Source organism: Cryobacterium sp. TMB1-7 (genome assembly GCF_004402435.1).
GTDB lineage: Bacteria > Actinomycetota > Actinomycetes > Actinomycetales > Microbacteriaceae > Cryobacterium > Cryobacterium zongtaii.
Genome location: NZ_SOFZ01000016.1, coordinates 200,859 through 224,924 on the forward strand (window position 1 = coordinate 200,859; position 24,066 = coordinate 224,924).

At 69.5% G+C, this 24,066-nt stretch carries 24 protein-coding genes, 1 tRNA gene and 1 pseudogene; 8 read left to right on the plus strand and 18 right to left on the minus strand.

Annotation, left to right across the window (positions count from 1 at the left end; translation table 11 throughout):
• Nucleotides 1-26: 26 nt before the first annotated feature.
• The 7 genes from E3O60_RS06320 to E3O60_RS06350 all read right to left on the minus strand — a co-directional run bounded on the left by E3O60_RS06320 (nt 27) and on the right by E3O60_RS06350 (nt 7,416).
• Nucleotides 27-1,067, minus strand: a complete 1,041-nt coding sequence (locus E3O60_RS06320; RefSeq protein WP_088456974.1) for an amino acid ABC transporter permease — start codon at nt 1,065-1,067, stop codon at nt 27-29.
• A gap of 3 nt (nt 1,068-1,070) precedes the next feature.
• On the minus strand, nt 1,071-1,967 hold the full coding sequence (locus E3O60_RS06325) for an ABC transporter substrate-binding protein (protein ID WP_088456975.1): 897 nt from the start codon (nt 1,965-1,967) through the stop codon (nt 1,071-1,073).
• 218 nt (nt 1,968-2,185) lie between these two features.
• Nucleotides 2,186-3,082 (minus strand): ABC transporter substrate-binding protein, encoded by an 897-nt coding sequence (locus tag E3O60_RS06330; RefSeq protein WP_134497519.1) that lies wholly within the window; start codon nt 3,080-3,082, stop codon nt 2,186-2,188.
• A 226-nt stretch (nt 3,083-3,308) separates the two neighbouring features.
• Nucleotides 3,309-4,337, minus strand: coding sequence for an iron-siderophore ABC transporter substrate-binding protein (locus tag E3O60_RS06335; protein ID WP_134497521.1), 1,029 nt, complete (start codon nt 4,335-4,337; stop codon nt 3,309-3,311).
• A 69-nt stretch (nt 4,338-4,406) separates the two neighbouring features.
• Nucleotides 4,407-5,273 (minus strand): ABC transporter ATP-binding protein, encoded by an 867-nt coding sequence (locus E3O60_RS06340; RefSeq protein ID WP_088456978.1) that lies wholly within the window; start codon nt 5,271-5,273, stop codon nt 4,407-4,409.
• A complete protein-coding gene (locus E3O60_RS06345; protein ID WP_240632250.1) occupies nt 5,273-6,340 on the minus strand; it encodes an iron chelate uptake ABC transporter family permease subunit in 1,068 nt (355 codons plus the stop codon). Before E3O60_RS06345 ends, E3O60_RS06340 begins: the two co-directional genes overlap by 1 nt.
• Complete coding sequence (locus tag E3O60_RS06350) at nt 6,337-7,416, minus strand: iron ABC transporter permease (protein WP_088456979.1); 1,080 nt, start codon at nt 7,414-7,416, stop codon at nt 6,337-6,339. Before E3O60_RS06350 ends, E3O60_RS06345 begins: the two co-directional genes overlap by 4 nt.
• Before the next feature lie 56 nt (nt 7,417-7,472).
• Between E3O60_RS06350 and E3O60_RS06355 the strand changes: the two genes are divergently transcribed.
• Nucleotides 7,473-8,339, plus strand: coding sequence for a PhzF family phenazine biosynthesis protein (locus E3O60_RS06355; RefSeq protein ID WP_134497523.1), 867 nt, complete (start codon nt 7,473-7,475; stop codon nt 8,337-8,339).
• Nucleotides 8,340-8,542: 203 nt separating this feature from the next.
• Here E3O60_RS06355 and E3O60_RS06360 read toward each other — a convergent pair whose 3' ends face one another.
• A complete protein-coding gene (locus E3O60_RS06360) occupies nt 8,543-9,430 on the minus strand; it encodes a sulfurtransferase (RefSeq protein WP_088456981.1) in 888 nt (295 codons plus the stop codon).
• Between the two features lie 71 nt (nt 9,431-9,501).
• Here E3O60_RS06360 and E3O60_RS06365 point away from each other — a divergent pair, with 71 nt between their 5' ends.
• Complete coding sequence (locus E3O60_RS06365) at nt 9,502-10,710, plus strand: MFS transporter (protein ID WP_134497525.1); 1,209 nt, start codon at nt 9,502-9,504, stop codon at nt 10,708-10,710.
• A 68-nt stretch (nt 10,711-10,778) separates the two neighbouring features.
• On the opposite strand, the gene E3O60_RS06370 is transcribed toward E3O60_RS06365, so the two are convergent.
• A complete protein-coding gene (locus tag E3O60_RS06370) occupies nt 10,779-11,699 on the minus strand; it encodes an SDR family oxidoreductase (RefSeq protein WP_088456983.1) in 921 nt (306 codons plus the stop codon).
• 124 nt (nt 11,700-11,823) lie between these two features.
• On the opposite strand from E3O60_RS06370, the gene E3O60_RS06375 reads away from it, so the two are divergent.
• Nucleotides 11,824-12,642 (plus strand): aldo/keto reductase, encoded by an 819-nt coding sequence (locus E3O60_RS06375; RefSeq protein WP_174776716.1) that lies wholly within the window; start codon nt 11,824-11,826, stop codon nt 12,640-12,642.
• A gap of 72 nt (nt 12,643-12,714) precedes the next feature.
• Here E3O60_RS06375 and E3O60_RS06380 read toward each other — a convergent pair whose 3' ends face one another.
• The 3 genes from E3O60_RS06380 to E3O60_RS06390 are packed head-to-tail and all read right to left on the minus strand — an operon-like array spanning nt 12,715 to nt 14,856.
• The gene (locus E3O60_RS06380; protein ID WP_088456985.1) at nt 12,715-13,701 is read right to left on the minus strand and encodes an aldo/keto reductase; all 987 of its coding nucleotides are present in this window, start codon (nt 13,699-13,701) and stop codon (nt 12,715-12,717) included.
• A 46-nt stretch (nt 13,702-13,747) separates the two neighbouring features.
• Complete coding sequence (locus tag E3O60_RS06385) at nt 13,748-14,620, minus strand: alpha/beta fold hydrolase (RefSeq protein WP_198415695.1); 873 nt, start codon at nt 14,618-14,620, stop codon at nt 13,748-13,750.
• A gap of 23 nt (nt 14,621-14,643) precedes the next feature.
• Nucleotides 14,644-14,856: a hypothetical protein gene (locus E3O60_RS06390; RefSeq protein ID WP_088456986.1), complete on the minus strand. Its 213-nt coding sequence runs from the start codon at nt 14,854-14,856 to the stop codon at nt 14,644-14,646.
• 163 nt (nt 14,857-15,019) lie between these two features.
• Between E3O60_RS06390 and E3O60_RS06395 the strand changes: the two genes are divergently transcribed.
• From E3O60_RS06395 to E3O60_RS06405, 3 genes are all read left to right on the plus strand, one after another.
• Nucleotides 15,020-15,964 (plus strand): DUF4349 domain-containing protein, encoded by a 945-nt coding sequence (locus E3O60_RS06395; protein ID WP_166788960.1) that lies wholly within the window; start codon nt 15,020-15,022, stop codon nt 15,962-15,964.
• 58 nt (nt 15,965-16,022) lie between these two features.
• Nucleotides 16,023-17,165: an acyl-CoA dehydrogenase family protein gene (locus E3O60_RS06400; protein ID WP_174845051.1), complete on the plus strand. Its 1,143-nt coding sequence runs from the start codon at nt 16,023-16,025 to the stop codon at nt 17,163-17,165.
• Nucleotides 17,166-17,232: 67 nt separating this feature from the next.
• Nucleotides 17,233-18,768: a threonine/serine exporter ThrE family protein gene (locus E3O60_RS06405; RefSeq protein ID WP_166788863.1), complete on the plus strand. Its 1,536-nt coding sequence runs from the start codon at nt 17,233-17,235 to the stop codon at nt 18,766-18,768.
• Between the two features lie 57 nt (nt 18,769-18,825).
• Here E3O60_RS06405 and E3O60_RS06410 read toward each other — a convergent pair whose 3' ends face one another.
• Together E3O60_RS06410 and E3O60_RS06415 are read right to left on the minus strand one after the other, a co-directional pair.
• Entirely contained in the window at nt 18,826-19,071 is a 246-nt protein-coding gene (locus E3O60_RS06410; RefSeq protein WP_088456990.1) for a hypothetical protein, read from the minus strand.
• 427 nt (nt 19,072-19,498) lie between these two features.
• Nucleotides 19,499-20,635 carry a hypothetical protein gene (locus E3O60_RS06415; protein WP_088456992.1) on the minus strand — a complete coding sequence of 379 codons (1,137 nt, stop codon included), beginning with the start codon at nt 20,633-20,635 and terminating at the stop codon, nt 19,499-19,501.
• 193 nt (nt 20,636-20,828) lie between these two features.
• On the opposite strand from E3O60_RS06415, the gene E3O60_RS06420 reads away from it, so the two are divergent.
• A complete protein-coding gene (locus E3O60_RS06420) occupies nt 20,829-21,032 on the plus strand; it encodes a hypothetical protein (RefSeq protein ID WP_134497529.1) in 204 nt (67 codons plus the stop codon).
• Nucleotides 21,017-22,021, plus strand: a complete 1,005-nt coding sequence (locus tag E3O60_RS06425; RefSeq protein ID WP_088456994.1) for a hypothetical protein — start codon at nt 21,017-21,019, stop codon at nt 22,019-22,021. Before E3O60_RS06420 ends, E3O60_RS06425 begins: the two co-directional genes overlap by 16 nt.
• Here E3O60_RS06425 and E3O60_RS18455 read toward each other — a convergent pair.
• The 4 genes and pseudogenes from E3O60_RS18455 to E3O60_RS18460 form a co-directional block, all read right to left on the minus strand.
• Nucleotides 22,018-22,797 (minus strand): hypothetical protein, encoded by a 780-nt coding sequence (locus E3O60_RS18455; RefSeq protein WP_088456995.1) that lies wholly within the window; start codon nt 22,795-22,797, stop codon nt 22,018-22,020. The genes E3O60_RS06425 and E3O60_RS18455 overlap by 4 nt on opposite strands.
• A 120-nt stretch (nt 22,798-22,917) precedes the next feature.
• Nucleotides 22,918-23,331 (minus strand): ankyrin repeat domain-containing protein, encoded by a 414-nt coding sequence (locus tag E3O60_RS06440; RefSeq protein WP_134481302.1) that lies wholly within the window; start codon nt 23,329-23,331, stop codon nt 22,918-22,920.
• A gap of 156 nt (nt 23,332-23,487) precedes the next feature.
• Nucleotides 23,488-23,563, minus strand: a tRNA-Ala gene (locus E3O60_RS06445).
• Nucleotides 23,564-23,609: 46 nt separating this feature from the next.
• A pseudogene (locus tag E3O60_RS18460) lies at nt 23,610-24,066 on the minus strand (hypothetical protein); the annotation flags it as partial.

Sequence of the window (24,066 nt, forward strand, 5' to 3'; positions counted from 1 at the left end):
TGTCGCGGGCCCCACTGTCGTCGCGCTCATCGTGCTCCTCCGTCGCCGATCGTGCCCGACGCATCCGTCTTCGGCGGCAGCACCACGGTGGGCTGGCCCGACCCGATCACGGGTACCACACCGGTGATCGCGCCCGTGCTGGGCGCCGGGTCGCTCTTGTCGGTCTGCCGGTCGCCCACTCCGCGGGAGAAGCGCTTCTCGAGGAAGTACTGGCCGACCATCAGGATCGAGGTGAAGAACAGATACCAGATCGACGCGACGATCAGCAGTGGGATCGGGTTGAAGGTCTCCGCCGAGATGTCTCGCGACCTCGTGAACAGTTCCAGGCTGAACGGCACCGCCGTGACCAGGGAGGTGGTCTTCAGCATCGAGATGACCTCATTGCCGGTCGGCGGGATGATCACCCGCATCGACTGCGGCAGGATGACCCTGGTCATCGTCTGCGACCAGCTCATACCGAGAGCGATCGAGGCCTCTTCCTGGCCCTTGTCGACCGAGAGCAGGCCGGCGCGCACGATCTCGGCCATGTACGCGGCTTCGTTCAACGCCAGCCCGATGATGGCCAGGGTGAAGGTGTTCAGTGCTGCGTTGGTGCTGAACGAGACCCAGGGGTCCATGAAGGGAATACCGATATCGATGCTCGTGTAGATCAGCGAGATCAGGCCCCAGATGGTCAGCTGCACGTAAACCGGGGTGCCGCGGAAGATCCACAGGTAGAACCAGGCCACGCTCTTGACCACCGGGTTGGGTGAGAGCCGCATCACGGCCAGGATCACGCCGAGGATGATCGCGATCACCATCGAGAACACCGTCAGCTGGATCGTCACCAGGGCGGCCATCGAGATGCGCCGGTCGAAGAGGTACTTGCCCACCGCCGGCCAGTCGTACGCCGGGCGGAACGCCGCGTCGATGACGAAAAGAGCGAAGATCGCCATAAGCAACACGGCGAACACCACACGCCACGGGTGTCGCAGCCGGATGGCCTTGATCGGCTCCGAGGTGGATACGGCGTCTCGCGGCGGCGGGCTCGAGCCCGCCGCCGGGCCGGACGGGTGCGTGGTACTCATGGGTTATCCGTTCGCGCCTGCGTTGATTGTGATTTCATCGATGCCGCCGTCGGCAACGCCCCACTCGTCGAGGATCGCCTGATAGCTGCCGTCGTCGACCATGGACTGCAGCGCGGCCTGCACGGCCACGGTGAGCTCGGAGCCCTTGGCCACGACCATGCCGTACGGGGCCACATCGAAGGTCTCGCCGGCCAGCTGCAGCTTGCCGTCGGTCTGGGAGATCGCGTACAGGGTGACCGGGGAGTCGGCACTGAGCGCGTCGGCCTGGCCGAGCACGACCGCGTTGGTCGCGGCATCCTGGGTGTCGAACTTGAGCTTGTCGATCGGGGGCTTGCCGGCGGCCACGCAGGCGTCGCTCTTGGCGGGCACCTCGTCGGTGTCCTCGAAGGTGGTGGCCTGCACGGCGACCTTCAGGCCGCAGGCGTTGTTGGGGTCGACATCCTTACCCGCCGCAGAGGCCCACTGGATGCCCGCGGTGTAGTAGTTGACGAAGTCGACCTGCTGCTGCCGCTCGACGGTGTCGGTGAACGAGGACGAACCGATGTCGGCCTTGCCGCCGGTGACGCTCGGGATGATGTTGTCGAACTTGGCGACCTGGAACTCCGGCTCGAGGCCGAGCTTGGCGGCGATGCCACTGGCGATTTCCACACCCCAGCCGATCGGCTCGCCGGCCTCGTTCTTGAACTCGTTCGGCGCGTAGGTCGGGTCGGTGCCGATGACGAGGGTGCCGGTGTCGGCGACCTCGGCGGGCACCAGGGCTGCGGCCGCGTCGTCGACCTCGAGCGTGGGAGCGCTGCTGGCGTCGGAGCCGCTGGTCGCGGGCGTCGAGTTGTCAACGCAGCCGGTCAGCATCAGCGCGGCGGCGGCGGCGAGGGCGGGAAGTACGTATCTAGCGCGCATGGCACGACCTTCTTCATTGGGGCGTCGAGGTGTCGGATCGACTGAATGGCAGTGGACGGTACGACTGCTGTGAGCCTAATACACCCCTGCGCTGGGGGAACGGCCTGGCGATATCGGTTCGGGAACAGCCCAAACGACGCCTGTCAAGGCTAGTGGGTCCTGCGCAGTGGCACTCCGGCGGAGTCGTCGATGCCCCAGGTCAGCGAGAACTTAGGGGATCAGCCGTTCGCGGCTGCGTTGATCGTGATCTCGTCCACGCCACCGTCCGTGACACCCCAGGCATCGAGGATGGCCGTGTAGCTGCCGTCATCCACCATCGACTGCAGGGCGGACTGCACGGCGGCGGTGAGTTCGGAACCCTTGGCGACGACCATGCCGTACGGGGCCTCATCGAAGGTGACGCCGGCCGGCTGCAACTTGTCGCCGGTCTGGGCGATCGCGTACAGCGAGACCGGGGAGTCGGCGCTGAGTGCGTCGGCCTGGCCGAGCACGACAGCGTTGGCGACGTCGGCCTGGGTGTCGAACTTCAGCTTGTCGATCGGCGGCTTGCCGGCGGCAACGCAGGCCTCGCTCTTGGCGGGCACCTCATCGGTGTCCTCGAAGGTGGCGGTCTGCACGGCCACCTTCAGGCCGCAGGCGTTGTCAGGGTCGACGTCAGTGCCCGTCACCGACGCCCACTGGATGCCGGCGTTGTAGTAGGTGACGAAGTCGACCTGCTCCGCGCGCTCCGGGGTGTAGGTGAACGAGGATGCTCCGATGTCGGCCTTGCCGCCGGCCACGCTCGGGATGATGTTGTCGAACTTCGCGACCTGGAACGTCGGCGTCAGGCCGAGCTTGGCGGCGATGCCGGCGGCGAGCTCGATGTCCCAGCCGATCGGGTCGCCGGCCTCGTTCTTGAACTCGTTCGGCGCGTAGGTCGGTTCGGTTCCGATGAGCAGGGTGCCACGATCGGCCACCTCAGCCGGGACCAGTGCCGCTGCCGCGTCGTCTTTCGTGATCGCAGCGGCACTGCCCTCGGGTGACCCGGACTCCGCCGGAGTCGAATTGTCGACGCATCCGGTGAGCATCAGTGCCGCCACGGCAGCGAGGGCGGGGAATACGTATCTAGCGCGCATGGCACAACCTTTTCCTGGGTCTCGACGCTTCACAGGATCGAGTCGACTGAGCGCTCCGTGGATTGTACGACTGGAGTGAACCTGAGACACCCCTGCGCTGGGGTACGGCTCGTACGATCTCGGCTTCGAAATCAGTCGAAACGGAGGCAGGTCAAGGTTACCGTGCTCCGGACAGCCCGTGCTCCAGGCTGCCCTCGCTCCCGGTCGCCCTCGCTACCGTCCGCGATTACTTCGCGGCGTCGGCGGCCAACGCGGCCACCGAGAGCTGGGCGACGTAGTCGTCGATGCCCCAGGTGAGCGAGAGACCGGTGGGCGGGGAGACCGAGGCGACGAAGGCCGCGCCGACCGGCGACGCCACTGCCTTGTTCTGCACCTGCGGCATGACCTGCGCGTAGCCGGCGTTCAGGAACGCGTCGGATTCCTCCTGGGTGGCGGCGAAGTTGACGATCACGTCGCTGGTGAGCTTGTCGAGCTGCTCGTAGCTGATCGTGTAGAAGAAGTCGGACTCGCCGTTGGCGAGTTCGGCGACGCTGGGGGCGCTCTCAAAGCCGAGCTCGGTGGCGAAGGTCACGCGCGGGTCAGCATCCGTGTAGACGTAGAACACGCCGGCGGTGTCGGAGGTCAGGGCGACGGTCTTGCCGTCGAACTCCGGATGCGCCGCGGCCTTCTCGGCGATCGTGTCGTCGATGTCGGCGAGCAGGGTGGTGGCCTCGTCGGACTTGCCCAGGGCCGTGCCGGTGATCTCGATCAGCTCGCGCCAGTCGGTGGACCAGGGCTCGTCGGGGTAGGCCACGACCGGGGCGATGTCGCTGAGCAGTTCGTACTGTTCCTCGGTGATGCCGGAGTACGCGGCGAGGATCACGTCGGGCGCGGCGGCCGCGATCTCCTCGAAGGGGGGTTCGGTGGAGTCGGAGAGCACGGTGGGAACGTCTGCGCCCTGCTCGTCCAGGGCGTCGGCGATCCACGGCAGCACACCGTTCTCGTCGCCGCCGTAGGCCTGGAAGGGGATGGCGACGGGCACGACGCCCAGGGCGATGGCGTCGTCGGCGCTACCCCAGCCCCAGGTGACCACGCGGGTGGGCTCGGCGTCGATGGTGGTCTCACCGAAGGCGTGCTCGATGGTGACGGGGAACGCGCCGCCGGCCGCGGCATCCGAACCGGCGTCGCCGTCGGAGTCGGAGGCGGAGCATCCGCTGAGCGTGAGGGCGGCGATGGCCGCGGTGGCGGCGAGCACGGTGGTCAGACGTCTGGGCACAGGTAACTCCGGTTCTGAGGGGCGGAAATGACCGCCGATGTTTAGGGTAGCCTCACCTAATATAGCGGGTCAGACGCTTCCGTGGAACCGTCCGATGGGCACAACCAGGGGTGAGCCGCAGACCGGGTCGGCGATGACGTGGGCGGTGAGCCCGAAGGCCTCGAGCACGACCGCCTCGGTGAGCACTTCGGCCGGGGGGCCCTCGGCGATGATGCGCCCGTGCCGCATGACGACAAGCCTGTCGGCGTATCGGGCGGCCAGGTTCAGATCGTGCAGCACCATCACCACCGTGGTGCCCTGCTCGTGGTTGAGCTCGTGCAGCAGGTCGAGCACCTCCACCTGGTGGGTGACGTCGAGGAAGGTGGTGGGTTCGTCCAGCAGCAGGATGTCGGGTTTCTGCGCGAGCGCCATGGCGATCCAGACGCGTTGACGCTGCCCGCCGGAGAGTTCCTCCATGCGCCGGGAGGCCAGCTCGAGGGTCTGGGTGGCGGCCATGGCCTGGGCGACGATGGCGTCGTCGGTGCTCGACCAGTGCCGGAACCAGCCCTGGTGCGGGTACCGGCCGCGGCCGACGAGGTCGGCCACGCCGATGCCCTCCGGGGCGATGGGCTGCTGGGGCAGCAGGCCCACGACGGTGGCGACCTGACGGCTGGGCAGGCCGGCGATGTTCCGGCCGTCGAGGGTGACGGTGCCGGCCTGCGGCGGCAGCAGCCGGGCGAGGCCGCGCAGCAGCGTGGACTTGCCGGACGCGTTGGCGCCGACGATCACGGTGATCGCGCCGGGTTCGATGGCGAGGTCGAGGTTGTCTACGATGCGGGTGCCGTCGTAGCCGAGGCTGAGGCCGGTGGCGGTGAGGGCGTGGCGAGCGGATGCGGCCGACTCGGCGGCGTGCGGGGCGGCGGGCTGAGCGATGGGCTGGCCGGTGGGCTGGGGCATCAGGCGCCCTTTCCGATTCGGTTCTGGGTGGCGAGCAGCCAGAGCAGGTAGGGGGCGCCGATCGCGCCGGTGATGATGCCGGCCGGCAGTTCGAGTGAGCCCGGCAGCAGGTGCTGGGCGGTGAAGTCCGCGACGGTGGTGATCAGCACGCCGATCAGGGCCGCCGGTAGCAGGGCCAGACTGCCGGTGCCGACGAGGCGTCGGGCGATGGGTGCCGAGACGAAGGCGATGAACGCGAGCGGACCCACGAACGCGGTGGCGAGGGCCGCGAGGGCCACGGCCGTTACGAGCAGGGCCAGCCGGGAGCGTTCGGCGCGCACGCCGAGGCTGCTGGCGGTGTCGTCGCCCAGCTGCAGCATCCGCATCCGCCCGGCGAGCAGCCCGATGGCCGGCAGCAGCACCGCCAGGAACCCGGCGAGGACCGCGATCTCGGACCAGCGGGCGCCGCTGACGCTGCCGACCAGCCAGGTGAGGGCGTCCTGCGCGTTGCGGAGGTCGGCTCGGGAGAGCAGGTAGCCGAGCAGGCCCTGCACCATGAACGCGACGCCCACACCGATGAGCACGAACCTGTAGCCGACGACGCCGCCGCGCCAGGCGAGCAGGTAGATGGCGGCGGCCACGACCATGGCGCCGGCGAACGCCATGAACGAGGTGGCGACACTGCCCAGGCCCAGCACGAGCATGCCGAACACGGCCGCGGCGCTGGCACCACCGGTGACGCCGATGATGTCGGGGCTGGCCAGGGGGTTGCGTAGCACCGTCTGGAACAGCCCGCCGGAGATCGCGAAGGCCACGCCGACGAGGACCGCCAGGGTCAGCCGAGGCAGCCGCAGCTTGAACACTATGAAGTTCTCGCTGCTGGACCCCTGGCCCACCAGGGTGCGCAGCAGGTCGGGCACGCTGAGGTTGTATGCGCCCACCATCAGGCTCATCGCGGCGACCAGCAGTACCAGCACGGCCAGGACCAGCACGATGCGGCGTTCCCGGCGGTGCCGCAGGGTGCGGGCCAGCGCGAGCGGGGCGGCATCCGCTACGGCCCGGGTGGATGTCGTCACGGTGGCGCTCACAGACCGGCCAGCTTCACGCGGCGCACCAGGGCGATGAGCATCGGGGCGCCGAGGAACGCGACGACCAGGCCGGCCTCGATCTCGCCGGGCCGGGCGATGACCCGGCCGAGCACATCGGCGGCCAGCAACAGCACCGGGCCGAGCACCGCGGAGTAGAGCAGGATCCAGCGGTAGTCCGGGCCGGTGAAACGGCGGGCGATGTGCGGCACGGCCAGGCCCACGAACACGATCGGTCCGGCCATGGCGGTGGCGGAGCCGCAAAGCAGCACCACGGCGACGGCGCAGACGATGCGGGCCGCTACGAGGTTCTGGCCGAGCCCGCGGGCCAGGTCGTCGCCCAGGGCGAGCGCGTTGAGCATCCGCCCGGCCAGCAGGCAGAGCAGCACCCCGAGGCCGATGAACGGGGCCAGCTGCAGGGTGGAGCCGAGGTCGCGGGCCACGAGGGAGCCGGCCGACCAGAACCGGTACTTGTCGAAGGCGGCCGGGTCGCTGAGCAGCACGATGGTGATCAGCGAGGTGAGTGAGGCTGTGAGCGCGGTGCCGGCCAGCGCCAGTTTGACCGGGGTGGCGCCCTCGCGGCCGAGCGAGCCGACCACGTAGACGATCACGGCAGCCACGAACGCGCCGGCGAAGGCGAACCAGACGTAGCCGAGCGCCGAGGTGACGCCGAACCAGGCGATTCCGGCGACGACGAAGAGCGAGGCGCCGGCGTTGACGCCGAGAAGGCCGGGGTCGGCGAGCGGGTTGCGGGTGATGCCCTGCATGAGGGCGCCGGCCAGGCCCAGTGCGAGGCCGGCGAGTAGGCCGATGGCGGTGCGTGGCACCCGCAGGTCGAGCACCACGGTGTGGTCGGTGATGCCGAGGTCGGGGCGCAGCAGCGCCTCGAGCACGGTGCCCAGCGGGATCGACCGGCTGCCCACCACGAGGGAGGCGGCCACGGCGAGTGCCAACAGGAGCACGGCAATGCCCAGTCCGACGAGCTGACGGCGGCGCGGTACCCGCAGCTCGTTCCCGGCCGCGGGCACGACAGAGCCGCGGGCAGGCGCACCCGCCCCCGGAGCCGCTGAGGTAAGCATTACCTAAGTATGACAGCCTCGACCTGAGCAGTCACCGACGCTGGCAGTATGAACCCATGACCGTGCCCGTGCTGCGTTTCGCCGCCTTCACCGATCCGACCCTCACCCATGCGGCGGGCGGGGGAAATCCGGCCGGCATCGTGCTCGACGCGAGCGGCCTCGACGACGCGGCGATGCAGGCCGCCGCCGCCGAGGTCGGCTACGCCGAAACCGCGTTCATCACGGTGCCGGGGGTGGACGGCGATCCGCGCAGAAGCCGGCTGCGCTACTTCTCCCCCGTCGCCGAGGTGCCGTTCTGCGGGCACGCGACCATCGCCACGGCCGTGGCGCTGGCCGGCCGGGACGGTGTCGGCCCGTTCACGTTCGACACCAGCGTCGGCACCATCATCATCGAGACCCGCACCACGGATGCCGGCCTGGCCGCATCCTTCACCAGCGTTGAGCCCGAGGTGCGGGCCATCGCGCCCGAGGTGCTGACCGAACTGCTCGGGCTGCTCGGCGTCTCGGTTGCGGCGCTGCATCCGGAGTACCCGCCGTTGCAGGCCTTCGCGGGCAACTGGCATCCGGTGCTGGTCTTCGCCGATCAGGCCGGGTTCGACGCCTTCACCTTCGACCCGGCGGCCATGCGCCGTCTGATGGATGCCCACGGCTGGGCGGGCACCGTCACCACCCTGTCGGTTCTGGGCGTCGGCGAGTTCGAGGCACGCAACCTGTTCCCGGTCGGCACTCTCAGCGAAGACCCGGCCACCGGCTCGGCCGCCGCCGCGGTGGGCGGCTACCTGCGCGAGCTCGGGCTGGTGATGCCGCCGGCGCGGGTGGTCATCCACCAGGGCCGGCACGTGAACCGGCCGAGCCTGCTGCTCGTGGACGTGCCCGTCGCCGGCGGCATCGTGGTGAGCGGTACCGCGACCCGGATCGCCTAGCCGCGCGGCGGGACAGCCCCGGCACGCGCCAGCCCTCGCAGCACGCGCCAGCCCTCGCGGCACGCGCCAGCCCTCGCGGCACGCGCCAGCCCTCGCGGCACGCGCCAGCCCCGGCGGCACGCGGTGTAACACGTGCCGCCGGAGGTACTGCGGGCCGCCAGGACCAAACCGGGCCGCGACGCTGCCGAACCGGCGAGAGGGATCTACCCGCGGGCGGATGTCCCGCCGGGCGCGTCCCCGGTCGCAACCGGCCGGCCGGGCAGGTTCGACCACTGCGACCAGGAGCCGGGGTAGAGCGCCGGAGTGAACCCGGCGAGGGTGAGCGCCACCGCCTGGTGCGCGGCCGTCACGCCGGAGCCGCAGTACACGCCCACGTCGTAGCCGGGCGTCTCCGGTCCACCGCCAGCCTCCCGGCCGGGCACCCCGAGCGCCTCGAACCGGGCCCGCAGCTCCGCCGCCGGCAGGAACCGCCCCTCAGCATCCAGGTTGCCGCCCGTCGGAGCGCTCACCGCGCCCGGGATGTGGCCGGCGCGCGGGTCGATCGGTTCGATGTCGCCCCGGTAGCGTTCGGCGGCCCGTGCGTCCAGCAGCACGCCGTCCTGCGCGAGCGCGGCCGCGGCATCGGCGTCGAGCACAGGCAGGGCGCCGAGGGTCAGTGTCACCGAACCGGCCGGCACCGGCTCCTCCCCCGCCACCACCGGTAGCCCGGCGGCGCGCCAGGCGGCCAGGCCGCCGTCGAGCAGACGCACGTCACGCACCCCGGCGTGGCGCAGCAGCCACCAGGCGCGGGCGGCCGACATGTTGCCCAGGTCGTCGTACACCACGACGGTGTCGCCGTCATTCAGACCCCAGCCGCGCGCGGCGGCCTGCAGGTCGGCCGGTGCGGGCAGCGGATGCCGGCCGTCGGCCGGCTCGCCGTGTCCCGCCAATTCGGAGTCCAGGTCCACATACACGGCGCCGGGCAGGTGCCCACGGCGGAACTCGGCACGGCCTGGAGGGCCGCCGAGCTTCCACCGCACGTCGAGGATACGTGGAGCCGGGCCGACGACGAGGAACGCGGCCAGATCGGCCGCCGAAATCAATGTGTGCACCCGTTCACGTTAGCCGGGCGGATAACCCCCGCTGCGCTGGGAAGCTCGCCTCGGCCATAGACTAGACGGTTGTGAGCAGCTACTGGACCCTTCTGAAAACCCCCGGCGTGGCCCGACTCATCGCAGCCCAGCTCACCGCCCGATTCCCGTTCGGGATGCTCTCGCTGGCGTTCCTCATCCACATCGAAAAACTCTTCGACTCCTACGCCGCCGCCGGCCTGGTTCTGGCCGCCATGAGCATCGGCCAGGGCATCGCCGGCCCGCTCACGTCCCGGCTGATGGGCCGCCTGGGCATGCGCCCGGTCCTGATCACCACCATGGTGATCTGCACCGCCGCGATCGTCACGATGGCCCTGGTGCCACTGCCCGTGGTGGGGCTGATGATCGTCGGCTTCATCGCCGGGCTGTCGATGCCACCCATCCAGCCCGCCGTGCGCACCATTTACCCCAAGGTGGTCAACTCCCGCCAGCTCACGCCGCTGTTCTCCCTGGATGCTTCCGCGCAGGAGATCATCTGGGTGCTCGGCCCCGTCATCGCCACCTTCGTGTCCATCCAGGTCAGCAGCATAGCGGGCATCCTGCTGGCCGCGTTCTTCCTCGTGGCCGGGGGCATCTGGTTCGTGGTCCTGCCCGAGGTCGGACGGGTGCGCATCCCCCGCAGCCGGCGCAAGCTCGGCGTTGTGCTCAAGAAGCCGGCGGTGCTGCTGAGCACCATCGTCGGCTTCATGCTCCTCGCGGCCTGCTCCGCCCTGGAGGCGGGGGTGGTGGCCGTCTTCGGCCACGGCAGCGCCAACGCCGGCTGGGTGCTCGGCATCTTCGCCATCGGGTCGCTCATCGGCGGTCTCGCCCTGGGCCACCTGCCGATCGGGCCGTGGGCGCTGGCATCGCGGATGCTCATCGTCACCTGCGGCCTGGCCCTGGCCAGCCTGTGGATGAACTTCTGGTGGCTCTCCGGGGCCCTCGTCCTGGCCGGCATCGGCATCGCGCCCGCGTTCGCGGTGCTGTTCGGCATCGTCTCGGCGAGCGTGAAGTTCAGCGACACCGCCGAGGCGTACGGCTGGATCGGCACCGGCCAGCTCATCGGCGCGGCACTCGGCTCGGCCCTGGCCGGGTTCGCGATCGACCACTCCGGGGCGGCTGCGGCCATCTACGTGGCCGCCGGGTTCGCGGCGCTGGGTACGATCATCCCCGCGCTCGGCCGCCGCTGGCACCCCGACCTGCGCGGACGCGACGCGAGCCCGATCCCCGACACCGAGCCGATCAGCATCCAGGTCTCCTGACCTCCCTCTCCCTCCCTCGCGAACTGTGATTTGAGCCCCTAGAGACTCGAGTTCCTGGGGCTTTTCTCTCAGTTCGCGAGGCTGAAACCGCCGTCGCTGGTGAGAACCTGGCCGACCAGCCAGCGGGCCTCCGTGGTGCACAACCACGCGATCAGGCGGGCGGGATCGGTGGGCTCGCCGAAACGGCCGAACGGGAGGGTGCGCAGGTACTCGAGCATGCCGTCCAGCGGCCGGTCGGTGGTCTCCGGATCGAGATAGCCGGTGTTCACCGGACCGGGATTGACGGTGTTGAGCAGGATGCCGCGGACCAGCAGCTCGCTGGCCACGGTGGGAGTGAGCCCGGCCAGAACCGCCTTGCTGGCCGCGTACGCGACCTCGCCCGGCATCGGCCCGTGGATCTGACCTGAGGTCAGCCAGATCACCCGCCCCGTGGCGAACTCGTCGATGGCGGCGGCGGCCGGATCGCCGCGTTCGCCGGGACGCCGCGGCGTCTGAGCCGCACCGACCGGGCCGGCCGCATCCGACCCGGCAGCATCCGGGCGGGCCGTGAGGCCGAACTGCTCGGCGAAGGCACGGGTGAGCAGCAACGTGGAGCGAGCGTTGACCTGCCAGTGCCCATCGAGCATCGTGGCGGTCATATCGAAGATGGAGCCGTCGCCGCCGCTGCGGGCGTGGTTGGCCACGAGGATGTCGACCCGCCCGGTGAGGCCGACGGCCGCGCCCATGACCAGCGTCGCGGCATCCGGCTCGGCCAGGTCGGCGCTCACGTCACCGAACACGGCGCCCTCGGTCAGCGCCGAACGGATACCGGCCCGCACCGCGTCGAGGTCGTCACCGCCCCAGGGCTGCGCGTCGTCGTGCGGAGCGAAGTGTTGCACGAAGACGCTGGCGCCCAGCTCGGCCAGCCGCACCGCCACCGCGTACCCGATGCCCTTGCGCCGCGACACCCCGGTCACGAGCGCCGTCCTACCGTGCAGTGCGGGTTCCATCCCCCGAGACTAGGCCCCGCCAGCCCGCGAGCCGTGAGTCAGCACCACGTTTCCGAGACTTTCGAGGCTCAGCTCACAATTCGCGAGGGGCGGGCCGGGCGGGCCACGGGGTTTAATGAAAGGCATGGACCACACGCTTCTGATGAACGACGGCCACACCATCCCCCAACTCGGGCTCGGGGTCTACAAGATCCCGGATGCCTTGGCGGCGGGCACCGTGCAGATCGCATTGGAAGCGGGATACCGGCACGTCGACACCGCGGCGTTGTACGAGAACGAACGCGGCGTCGGCGAGGGACTGGCCCGCGCCGCCCTCCCCCGCGCCGAGGTCTTCGTCACCACCAAGGTCTGGAACGACCGGCACGGCTACGACGAGACGCTACGCGCGTTCGATGAGAGCCTGGCCAAGCTCGGCCTGGACTACGTCGACCTGTACCTGATCCACTGGCCGGCGCCGCGGCAGGACCGCTACGTCGACGCCTACCGCGCCCTGGAGACGATCAAGGCCGACGGTCGCGCCCGCTCGATCGGGGTGTCGAACTTCCACACCCACCACCTGGACCGGTTGTTGGCCGAGACCGACATCGTGCCGGCCGTCAATCAGGTGGAGCTGCATCCGTGGCTGCAGCAGACCGAGGTACGCGCGTACAACGCCGCGCACGGCATCCTCACCGAGGACTGGTCGCCGTTGGCCCGCGGTCGCGCGATCGGCAACAACACCCTCGACGCCATCGGTGCCCGGCACGGCAAGTCCGCCGCGCAGGTGGTGCTGCGCTGGCACCTCGACCTCGGCGACGTGGTGATCCCCAAATCGGTGACCCCGTCGCGCATCCGCGAGAACCTCGACGTCTTCGATTTCACCCTGGATGCCGCCGACCACGCCGCCATCGCGGCCCTGGACGCGGGCGAACGCACCGGAAAAGACCCCGACGACCTCGGCTAAGCCCGCGAACTTTGAGAAAAGCACCCTCCCAGCGCGTGGGAAGGTGCTTAGCTCATAGTTCGCGGACGGGACCTACCAGCGCTCGTGGATGGACTCGCGCAGGAGGCGGTCGTAGATCGACTGCACGCCGACCATGAACTCGTCGGGCAGCTGCGGCACCGCGCCGGCGGCCGCGTTGCCCTGCGCCTGCGACACCGACCGGGCACCGGGGATCACCGAGGACACCCCGTCGATCTGCGCCACCCAGGCCAGCGCGGCCTGAGCGGGCGTGAGGCCCTCCGGCACCAGCGCGGCGAACTCGGTCGCGGCGATCAGGCCGGTCTCGTAGTCGACGCCGGAGAAGGTCTCGCCCACGTCGAATGCGCTGCCGTCGCGGTTGTAATTGCGGTGGTCGTTCTCGGCGAAGGTGGTCTCCCGGGTGTACTTGCCGGTGAGCAGCCCGCTGGCCAGCGGCACCCGGGCGATGATGCCCACCCCGGCGGCGCGGGCGGCCGGCACAACCTCGTCGAGAGGCTTGAGCCTGAACGCGTTGAGGATGATCTGCACGGTGGCGATGCCGGGCCGGGCGATGGCTGCGAGCGCCTGCTCGCAGGTTTCCACGCTCACGCCGTAGTTGGCGATCACGCCCTCGTCGACGAGGGTGTCCAGTGCGTCGTAAACCTCGCCGGATTCGACGACCGCGCTCGGCGGGCAGTGCAGCTGCACCAGGTCGAGGGTCTCGGTGCCGAGGTTTCGGCGGGACCGCTCGGTCCACTCGCGGAAGTTCGCGAGCACGTAGTTCTCCGGCAGCTGCTCGGCCCGACGGCCCATCTTGGTGGCCACGGTGATGTCAACGCCGGGGGCGCCGTGCTCGAGGAAGTGCCCGATGATCTGCTCGCTCCGCCCGTCGCCATAGACGTCCGCGGTGTCGAAGAAGGTGACGCCGGCCTCAACGGAGGCGGCGAGCACGGCGGTGGCGTCGGCCTCGGTGACGTCGCCCCAGTCGGCACCCAGCTGCCAGGTGCCCAGTCCGATGACGGAGACGGTACGGCCGGTTCTGCCCAGTGTTCGTGTATCCATATGTCAAGCCTAACCACGCGCTTCGGCGTTGCCGGGAGGCCGCAGGTCAGCGCGTCACTCTGGTTGCTGCCGGTTCCGCCGCGGGTGCACCGAAACCGTCGATCACCCTCACCAGCACCTTCGCGATGCGGCGGCGCACGATGTGATCGTTGGCCTCCACGCGGTGGGTGGTGACGTGCCGCATCCGCTCCACCACCCGCAGGCTGCCCGGCGCCACGAAGGCGTCCAGCGCTCCGTAGATCAGGTCGACGGGGATGCGCAGGCCGGCGATGTCGCTCACCATGGTCTGCGATTCGATGCATTGCTCCAGCGACTTCACGAACGGGGTCCAGGTGTCCTCGGTGAGTTCCAGGATGCCCTTGGGCAGCAGCCGGCCGAGCACCGCCGCGTTGGCGAGGGTGAAGTCCTTGTTCGACCGCAGGAACTCGTAGGCCCGGAGGTACGCGGTGACCCTGGCGCGCACCCACGGGTCGCCGATGTCGGCGGGCGAGAGATAAATCGGCGGCCCGACGAGCACCAGGCGGGAGACCCGCAGGCCTGGTCGGGTGTACCAGCGGAGCTCGGCGGCGTACCGGGTGGCGATCAAGCTGCCGAGCGAATGCCCGACCAGCACGAAGGGCTCCCGCAGGTTCAGCGCCCGGATGGTCGCGGCGAGCGCCGCGACATGGTCGTCGAGGGTGTACTCGCAGTCCGGGGGCGCCGGCGAGGCGCCGTGGCCGAGGATGTCCACGGCGATGACCCGGTGCCCGGGGGCCAGCATCGGCACGACTTTGCGGAAGGTCACCGCGGTGGACGCGATGCCGTGCACCAGGATCACGACGGGTCCGCTGCCGGTGTCCGTCTGGATGAACAGGTGCGGAGCGCGGCGCCGACGGAACGCATCCGTCAGCGCCGCCCAGCGTCCGCGGCCCGCGGCCACGGCGCCGCCCCCGGCGGCCGCGGCTAGCGCAGGCCTTCCTTGTAGTCGTTCTTGGCCTTGGTGGAGTCCCGCTCGGCCTCGGCGTGCTTGACCTCGGCCTCGGCCTTCTTCACCTCGGCGTCGGCCTTGGCTTCGTCGAGCTTGTCTGAGACGCGCTCCTTGGTGTCTTCCGCCGCGCGTCCGATCTTCTGGCCGGTGGCCGCGAGGGCGTCTTTGGCGTCGTCTGCGAATCCCATGGTTCCTCCTAGAGCGAGAACTGAACAGTCTTTTCGTACAACGGCGCCGCAGAAACCGGCGCCACTTCGAGCGTACGACGCGGCCCAAGGTCGAGACTCGATTGTGATCCGACTCCCAGAAACCATCCAGATAGCGGATACGGCCCGACCCTACAGTTGGCCCATGAGCAACAGCACGGAGACCCAGGGTGTGGCGCAGGGCGTCCAGGCACGGCGGCCCCGCCGCCTGAGAACATGGGTCGGCGTGACCGGCGGCCTGGCCATCATCGGGCTGCTCCTGGCCGGCTGCACCTCCCTCGGTTCGCAGAGTGCCAGCGACTCCGGCTACCGCTCCGAGTCGATGGATTCCGGCACCGTGCCCGGCCAACTGCCCGCGCCGGGCGAGGTCGTCGCAGGGGATGTCGTGGAGGATGCCGCGGGCGAGGCCACCACCGCCGATCGCTCGGTGATCACGACGGGATCGGTGTCACTCACCGTGGCCGACCCGATCCGGTCGGCCGAGAACGCCGCGATGATCGTCGAAGAGGCCGGCGGCCGCGTCGACAGCCGCACCGAAACCCCCGAAACGGAGAACCAGTCCGCCAGCGCAAACCTGTCGCTGCGCATCCCCGTCGGCGACCTCGACCGCACCCTCGACGCGCTCCGGGCCCTCGGCACCGTGAACTACGTGTCCCTGAATTCCTCCGACGTCACTCAACAGAGCCAGGATCTGGACGCCCGGATCACGGCGCTGCGCACCTCCGTCGACAGGCTGCTGGCCCTCATGTCGCAGGCGACGACCACCACCGACCTGATCGCCATCGAGAGCGAACTCTCATCCCGCCAGGCCGAGCTGGAGGGCATGCAGTCCCAGCGCGACTACCTCACCGACCAGATCGAGTACTCCACCATCGGCCTCGAGCTGTACTCCACCGGCACCGTCGCCCCCGGCGCCCCCGATAATTTCTGGACCGGCGTCGTGGCCGGCTGGAACACCCTGGTGACGGCGCTCGGCGCCCTCCTCGTCGGCGTCGGATTCGCCCTGCCCTGGCTCGCCATCCTGGCGGTGGCCGGCGGGATCGTCTTTCTCATCGTGCGTCTGGCCACGCGAAAGGAAAAGGCTACGTAGGCTTGCAGGTGTGACCGAATCTTCCCGCCCCGCACCGACCTCCCCCGCCTCCGGCGCGGTGCTCGACGTCGCCCTACTCGGCCGCATCCGCTCCCGTGCCGCAGCGCACGACGCCGCCAACACCTTCCCGTTCGACGACGTCGCCGAACTCGCCGCCGCCGGCTACCTGCGTGCCCTGGTGCCCACCCGCTTCGGCGGCCTGGGCCTCACCCTGCCGCAGCTGGCTGCCGAGCAGTCCCGGCTGGCCGCGCACGCCCCGGCCACCGCCCTCGCGGTGAACATGCACCTGGTCTGGACCGGTGTCGCCAAGGCCATGCACGACAGGGGCGACACCGCCCTCGAGTTCGTCCTCATCGAGGCCGCGCAGGGCGCGATCTTCGGCTTCGGGGTCAGCGAACCCGGCAACGACCTGGTGCTGTTCGGCTCGTCGACGGATGCCGCACCGCAGCAAGGCGGTGGCTACAGGTTCACCGGCACCAAAATCTTCACCTCCCTCTCCCCGGTCTGGACCCAGCTGGGCACCATGGGCCTGGACAGCTCCGATCCGGCCCGGCCGCTGATCGTGTGGGCGTTCCTCGACCGCGCCGACCCCGGCATCACCCGGAAGGACGACTGGGACACCCTCGGCATGCGCGGCAGCCAGAGCCAGACCACCCTGCTGGACGGGGCTTCCGCCCCTGCCGACCGGGTGGTGCGCACCCTCCCGCCCGGACCGGTCAACGACCCGCTGATTTTCGGTATCTTCGCCACCTTCGAGATTCTGCTCTCGAGCGTGTACACCGGCATCGCCCAGCGGGCGCTGGAACTCGGGGTTGCGGCAGTGAAACGGCGCCGCTCGGCCAAGAACAACGGTCGACCTCTCGCGCAGGATCCGGACATCCGTCGCCGTATCGCCGAGGCGGCCCTGCTGCTGGATGCCGTATACCCCCAGATTCAGACGCTGGCCCGCGACGTCGACACCCTCGTCGACCACGGCCCGTTCTGGTTCGCCAGGCTCGCCGGCCTCAAGCACCGCAGTGTGGAGAGCGCCAAGGAGGTCGTGGACCTGATGCTGCGGGTGAACGGCGGCGCCAGCTACTTCACCGGCGACGAACTCGGCCGGCTGTACCGCGACGTGCTGGCCGGGCTGTTCCACCCCTCGACCGCTGATTCCGCCCACGCCACCGTCGCCACCGCCTGGCTCGGCCCGCTCGATGACTGAGCAGCCGCGCACATTCCCTCCCCGCATCACCGATCCTCGAAGTGTTGAAGTTGTCCAGTTGACTGCCGTGCCCCCCTCCTCTCTCCCCACGAACACCAAACCGGTGCCCGTCGCCGCGACGACCGCACCCATCCCCAAGCAGCCCTACCGGGCGCCGCACCCCACCACCCCGCGCCCGGTCACCACCAGCATCCCGATCCTGCGCGCCGATGCCACGGGCATCGCCGCCGTGCGCGCCTACGAGGATGCGCCGAGCACCTCCACCGTCGCGGTCCCGGTCATCGACATCGCCGCGTACACCCGGTCGGTGCTTGACCTCACCATGCGGCTGGCCGAGGTGATCTTCGCGTCCGGCGCCGGAGCGGAAGACGCCACGGCGGCCATGCTCGCGCTGACTCGCGCGTACGGGCTGCGCGGCACCGAGGCGAACATCACCCACACGATCATCACGCTCACCCACGAAGACCAGTCCACCCACGAATCCATCTCCCGCAGCCGGGACGTCAAGTACCGCACCCTCAACTACGCCAAGCTCACCGCCACGTCGGAGCTCATCGCCGACCTGATCGAAGAGCCCACGGATGTTCCGGAGGCCCGCAAACGCCTGGCCACGATCGTCTCGTCGAAGCCGCAGGTGACGCTGCTGTACCGTCGGATCGGCTGGAGTCTCGTCGGCGCCGGCGCCGCCGCGCTCTTCGGTGGCAGCCCGGTCGTGATCATTGCCGCGTTCGTCGCCGGATTCGTGATCGACTTCCTCACCACCGCGCTCGACAAACGGCGGGTGCCGTTGTTCTACCAAACCGTCGTCGGCGGGGCCATCGGTCCGATCTTCGCCGCAATCGTGCCCCTGATCGATCCCGGCGCCAGTCCGTCCCTCGTCGTGGTCGCCACCATCATCATGCTCCTGGCCGGCGTGACCACCTTCGGCGCGGTGCACGACACCCTGTCGGGGTTCTACCTCACCGGCACGGCGCGGCTCATCGAGGCCCTCCTCATCACCGGTGGTCTGGTCGCCGGTGTGGCCGGCTCCTCGCTGGTCCTGGCCCGGTTCGGCCTCGACCTGGGGATCAGCGCGGATGTGCCCGCCTCCCTGGGTGTCGTGGCAATCCAGTTGGTCGCCGCGGTGGTCATCGTGGCGGGCTTCGCCCTGGGTACCCAGGTGCCGTGGCGGGCGTTCTGGGTCGTCTGCCTGCTCGGCGCCGTGGCCGAGGCGGTTTACCTGGCCGCCAGCAATGCCGGGTTCGGCCTGGTCTGGTCCTCCGGCGCGGCGGCGATGGGTGCCGGGCTCCTGGCGGCCGTCGGGGCACGCCTCGTGCGCACCCCTCCCCTGGTGATCGTCGTCTGCGCCCTGGTTCCCCTGGTGCCTGGCCTGGCGTTGTTCCGCGGGCTGCTGCAGATGGCCGACGGCGATATCAACGGGCTGCTCAACCTGCTCACCGCCGGTGCGATCGCGGTAGCCCTGGCGGCCAGCGCCATCCTGGCTCAGCTGATCGTGCAGTACGTGTGGGGCCCCGGCCGCAGCCTGCAACGTCGTTTCGTGGGTCCGCTGATGGCACTGCCCGTGCGGCTGAGCCGCAGCTCCAAGCCGGGCGCCCGCATCTAGCCCGGCACACCGGCGGCAGCGCTTCCCGCGCTGCTCCCGGTGTGCAGGTCCGACCGGCTAGTTGGGCACATCCCCCACCGCGGTCTCATCAGACACGTCTTCGTCGACGAATCGGTACGGGATGGGTTCCTCGGTCTCCCGGCCCTTGCGGTAGGTGCGGGTGATTGTCTGGCCGTTTTCGACGGCTTCGAGCACCACCACGTCCTGGTATTCCCCGTTGGCGAAATGCAGTTCAATCTCGGTGCCGGACCCGATCACGTTCGGACCGAATAGCACTGCTTTGTACGTTTCCTGTGCGCTCATGATCTCCCGGCTCTCCGTACGACTTCTCGTCCCAGCGACGAGGAGCCTCATCGCAGACAGCCTACGTCGACACCCTCCAAAGGCACAGGCCCCGCAGGGGCCCCCAATCGGGCCGCGTCGGGGGCGGCGTTCAGGCACGCCCTCGTCTCAAGATGCCCTTTGTGCCGAACCCGCGTAGGGTCAGATCATCCGTGCCGCCCAGGTTCAGGTCGAAGGAGTACACATGGCTGACAAATCACCCAAGAAGGATGCGACCAAGAAGGTCGCCGGCAAGTCCCTGAAGGAAAAGCGCGCCGACAAGCAGCTCAAGTCCGCTGAGACCGAAAAAGCCCGCAAGCGCTAATTCGTCTCCGGCCGGGCGCAACGCGCCCGGCGCACGAACCTCACCGGTGTCGCCTGCCTGCAGGCGGCACCGGTTTCGTGTGCGTCAGACCATGAAACGCACCCCCGCGGCGACAGCACCGCCGCCGGGCATGTCATCAGCCCGCACCGCGAAGATCTCCGCCCCCGACAGCAGCGCCCGCCGCAGGATCTCGTCGACGACACCGTAGGTGATGGCGTCGTCCTCCGCGCTCAGGGTGACCGCCCCGGTTTCCTCGTCGACCAGCCCCGGCACGCTCTGGTCGATGTCCACGAACAGAGTGTCGACCGCGCCGTAGGTAGCGGCTCGCGCCACGTCGCTGAGGTCGGTGACGGCCCGGCCGTGCGCGGCCCGGCGGGCCATGCGGTCCTTGAGTCCGTCCAGCTCCGCCGCGTAGAGGTCGTCCAGGATGCCGCGCGCCGCCCGCCCCAGCTCCTCGTCCGGGGTCTCTTCGGGGTTGCCGGGGATGATCGCCTCGGTGAGGTTGGGGTAGCTGTTCACCGAGCGGTAGATGCCGGCCAGGGGTTCGGCGGCGGCGAGGATCAATGGCAGGTCCACGCCGCTGAGCACCGGCCGCAGCGCCCGGTCGATCGCCCGCGCGTATTGGCGCATCCGCACCTTCTGCCCTTCGGCGCCCTGGATGCGGCCGCCCATGATGTGGCTGTCCTGAGTGCGGCCGTTGATCGAGGGCAAGCCGACCGCGTCGGCGACGTCGCTGGGCAGCCCGGGCACCGAAACCGCGTAGACCGGGCTTTCCGCGCTGATCTCCAGCAACCGCACGGAGTTCTGCGCGAGGGCGAGCACAAAAGCGGCCTGCGGGAACGTGACCGCGCGCAGCAGCGGCTTGACGTAGAACCGGTCCGAGACCTCCAGCGCCCCGCCGAGCCGGTTTGGCAGCCGGAAGGTCCGCACGCTGTCCGGGGTGGCGAAGATCGCCAGGCTGTACGACAGTGACCGCCAGAAATCCGAGTCCTGGATGAGGTCGTCGAGGGTTTCCTGCAGTTCCTCGATGGGTCCCTTGTCGGTGCCGGCATCGCGCAGCTGTTGCACGGCCTCCGTCAGCCGGTTTTTCAGCTCCATCCTGGCCTTTTCGGACTCCTGGGGCAGCGGGCTGGTGCTGAGGTAGATCGAGACGCACGGATGTTTGCGCACCGTTGCGAGGGTGTCGACGTCGTCTCGGGTGGGTATGTCGGTGTGCAGCACGAATGGGCTCCTTTGATCCGGGTGCCCACGTGCCGCCCCCGCTCGACCGTGAGCCTCTTCTCCGGCCACTCTAACCACTCGGTTGACTTCCCATAAGGGTGTCAGCGGACTGCGATCGCTGGCGATACCGTTGACTCGCGCGCATGAACAAGGGGGCTCCATCCGCACTCGAAATCGCACCACACTCACAACCATGGTCGCCCTGGTGGCGCTGGCAGCCGTTGGCCTCACCGGATGCTCCATCCAGGGCAACGCTGCCGAGAGATGGCTCAGCAAAAGCCAGATCATCGAGTCCTCGGACATCTCCCTGACCGGATGCTCCGCGATGTGTGATCCGGAGGTCGAGGGGACCATCCGCGATTCCGCCAGACGTCCCACCTGGTGGACCTGGCCCTGACCGCATTCGACGACGACCGGGTGTCCACCGCCTACGTCAATCGGTCGTTCGCCACCCTGTACGGATCGAAGGCCGACGTCACGACGCTGTTCGAGGAGTACGCGGGCACCCCGGATCGTCCGCTCACCCTCCGCGCCGATGCCGGGGATGACGCTGACACGTCCTATTTCATGATCGACGAGGGATCAGAGCAGTGCGACAACTCGGCTGCGCTGCTCGCCGAATTCGACAGGCTCCTGCCGGATCCCCTTATCACCTCGATCCGACTGGGACTGTGCACGAAACTGCAGGTGCTGGTCACCGACGACACGAGCATGGACGCGATGGTCGCCCGGATCCAGCAGCTGGCCTCCGATCCCCGGTACTCCGCGATCGAGTTCAGCGTCGAGACCGAGGACGGCTCGCCATACTCCGTCACCGCCGACACCCCTCAGTTGGATCCGCTGTTCGCCCTATTCGACGCCACGGCCGGCGTGGCCTCCTACTCGGTGGCGGACAACGTCATCCTGGTCGGCGTCTCCGACCCCGCGCTGTTCCGCTCGATAGTGGCAACGATCGATGCCGAACCCCGACCCGGTTTCATCGAGGAGATCCGGGTCGGCCACGACTGGGCATCCGTGTACCTCAACGGTGACGGCACGGTGGACGCTCAGATCAGTACAGCGGAAGCGATGTTCGCCGCCAACGCCACGCGAGCCGAAGACGACAAAATCTCGGTCAGTGCTGGGAGCGGCGGTATCCTGGGGTTCGGACCCGTGAACTACGACGAGGAAGCCGGGCGGCAGATCGTGGACGCGGTCATTGCCGGTGGCCTCTGGAAGACCTCGAGTACCCCGATCGAGGTCTTCGATCAGCCCGAGCTCTTCACGGTGACAGCCGCTGCCGGGTCGGATCGTTTCGAGCAGACGAGGTCCGATGAGACGCCGGAGACCATCCGTCTCCTGAAGGCACTGAACACGTACTGGTCGACCCAGACCGGCTCGGGCTAGCCTCCCGGTCCCTGGTTCTGCAGCGCAGCCACCGCGCCCTCGCCACGGATCAGGGCGAGCATCACGAGGATCTCGTCGACGAGTGCCGCTGTCACCCCCGCCGTGACGATGCTGTGCGGGCCGAGCGACTCCAGGCCGTCGGCACGCACTCGGATCACCGCCCAGCCCACCTCCTCCAGAGCCGCGTCCTTCTCCCGGTCGGAGACCACTTTGAGGCCGCGGTGCGCGGTCTTGTCGCGGCCGGGTGAGTCGTACTCGATCGCGACCTTGACGGCGGGGATGATGATGTCCGGCCACACCTCCGGCTTGCCGTAGAAGGTGCGGTTGATCCGAATCGCGTTCACCCGGTGCGGCAGAGCGATGCGCTCACCCAGCAGCATCCGCAGCTTCTGTTCCGCCTGCGACGTGCGCGTCTTCAGCCCGGGCTTCATGAACGGCACGCCGCCCTCGTACCGGGCTGCCGGGGCCCGCGCATTCCGGGCGCACTTGGGGCAGCCAGGGCCGGTCAGGGTCTCCCGCACGCTGGCCTGGTACCGGGAGTGCCCGCGGCTGCAGATCCACTCGTAGCTTGCCCCGATGCGGGTTTCCCGCGCCAGGGCGGCCCGTCCGTTCGGGGCCACCCGGTGCAGCAGCTGGTCCCGGGAGCGCCGGGTCTCCGCGAGCAGCATGCACAGCGGGCACTGCCGCTGCAGGGTGACGCGCGCCTCGGCCGCATCCGCGCCGTGCCCGCAGTGGAACCGCACGGTGGTTCCCGCCGGTGTCGCTTCCTCATTCATCCCGTTGCCCGGCTTCCGCTCTCGTGTCGTTGACCGTCACGGTAGCAACGACGACCGACAGCGGCGGCGGCGCCTCCCCGGGCGAGGGGCGCGTTGAGTTGCGGGAGCGTGGTGGCCGAGTCAGGCGCCGGTGTGCGCTTCGATGACCGCGCGCATCCGCGGCAGTGCGAACTGGTCGGCGATCTGGATGCCCGAATGGCTGCCGAGATCCGGGTCGGCGCCGGCCTGCAGCAGGTCGAGCAGAATCGGCTCGTTGCCCCGGAACACGGCGCAGGCCAGTGCCGTCTGTCCCATTGTGTTCACCACGGCGGTGTCGGCGCCGCGTCGCAGCAGCTCCCGCACAGTCTCACCGTGTTGCCCGTACGCGGCCACGATCAGCAGGCTGTCGCCTCGACCGTTGACCAGGTCGAGGGGCACGCCGGCGTCGAGCATCTCGCCCAGCGGGCCGGTGCGGCCGTCCCGGGCCAGCTCGAAGACGCCTTCAACGACGGCTGCGGGCGGCTGGGCCGCCGGCTGGTCCTGCTGGGCTGTCATGGTCGTCTCCGGTCGTCTCAGACACAGGAACCGCCGGGCCCCTGCGGCTCGGCCGGTCCCGGCAGTGCCCAATTCTAACGGCGCGGCACACTGCCGCGGATGCTGACACCAACACAGAAGGACCGCAGCCCGGGGGCCGCGGTCCTTCTGTTTCAGTGGTGGAGCTAAGGAGATTCGAACTCCTGACCTTCTCATTGCGAACGAGACGCGCTACCAACTGCGCCATAGCCCCAGACTGCGTATTTACAATATCACGCGAGTGCGGCGCCTTCGAACCGTCAGCCGACGGCGCGGCGGCGGCGGAGCACCGCGTCAAGGTCGGTCATGCCGGGTTCGGTGTCACCGATGATGCCCATCTTGGCGAACCGGCTCGGCGCCGCCTGCGGGGCGGTCTTGGCGGCGGGGGCGCTGCCACGGGCCACCACCGGGCGGGTGATCGGGGTGACCTCGGACGGGGCGATGGCCTCGGCCATGGCCAGCGCGCGACGCTGCAGTTCGGCTTCGGCGGCGGCCTGGCGCAGTTGGGCGGCGGCATCCACCGACGCCATCGCGGCCTGGGCGATCGAGCCCGGCGACAGGTGCAGGGGCTTGGGCAGCGGCCGCGGGGTCCACGGGCTGGGCTGGACGACGGGGGCCTCGTCGACGAAATGCACGGGCTCGAAACGCTGGCCGCGGGCGCCGGCGGGCGCGCGACGGCCGGCGGCAGCGGCGTCGGCATCCGCTGCAGCGCGCGGG

Coding starts and splice junctions, on each gene's coding strand:
- E3O60_RS06395 (WP_166788960.1), top strand. CDS start 15,020: ATGAGCAACAGCACGGAGACCCAGGGTGTGGCGCAGGGCGTCCAGGCA.
- E3O60_RS06440 (WP_134481302.1), bottom strand. CDS start 23,331: ATGACAGCCCAGCAGGACCAGCCGGCGGCCCAGCCGCCCGCAGCCGTC.
- E3O60_RS06410 (WP_088456990.1), bottom strand. CDS start 19,071: ATGAGCGCACAGGAAACGTACAAAGCAGTGCTATTCGGTCCGAACGTG.
- E3O60_RS06325 (WP_088456975.1), bottom strand. CDS start 1,967: ATGCGCGCTAGATACGTACTTCCCGCCCTCGCCGCCGCCGCCGCGCTG.
- E3O60_RS06320 (WP_088456974.1), bottom strand. CDS start 1,067: ATGAGTACCACGCACCCGTCCGGCCCGGCGGCGGGCTCGAGCCCGCCG.
- E3O60_RS18455 (WP_088456995.1), bottom strand. CDS start 22,797: ATGAATGAGGAAGCGACACCGGCGGGAACCACCGTGCGGTTCCACTGC.
- E3O60_RS06390 (WP_088456986.1), bottom strand. CDS start 14,856: ATGGGATTCGCAGACGACGCCAAAGACGCCCTCGCGGCCACCGGCCAG.
- E3O60_RS06355 (WP_134497523.1), top strand. CDS start 7,473: ATGACCGTGCCCGTGCTGCGTTTCGCCGCCTTCACCGATCCGACCCTC.
- E3O60_RS06375 (WP_174776716.1), top strand. CDS start 11,824: ATGGACCACACGCTTCTGATGAACGACGGCCACACCATCCCCCAACTC.
- E3O60_RS06340 (WP_088456978.1), bottom strand. CDS start 5,273: ATGCCCCAGCCCACCGGCCAGCCCATCGCTCAGCCCGCCGCCCCGCAC.
- E3O60_RS06350 (WP_088456979.1), bottom strand. CDS start 7,416: ATGCTTACCTCAGCGGCTCCGGGGGCGGGTGCGCCTGCCCGCGGCTCT.
- E3O60_RS06420 (WP_134497529.1), top strand. CDS start 20,829: ATGGTCGCCCTGGTGGCGCTGGCAGCCGTTGGCCTCACCGGATGCTCC.
- E3O60_RS06370 (WP_088456983.1), bottom strand. CDS start 11,699: ATGGAACCCGCACTGCACGGTAGGACGGCGCTCGTGACCGGGGTGTCG.
- E3O60_RS06380 (WP_088456985.1), bottom strand. CDS start 13,701: ATGGATACACGAACACTGGGCAGAACCGGCCGTACCGTCTCCGTCATC.
- E3O60_RS06330 (WP_134497519.1), bottom strand. CDS start 3,082: ATGCGCGCTAGATACGTATTCCCCGCCCTCGCTGCCGTGGCGGCACTG.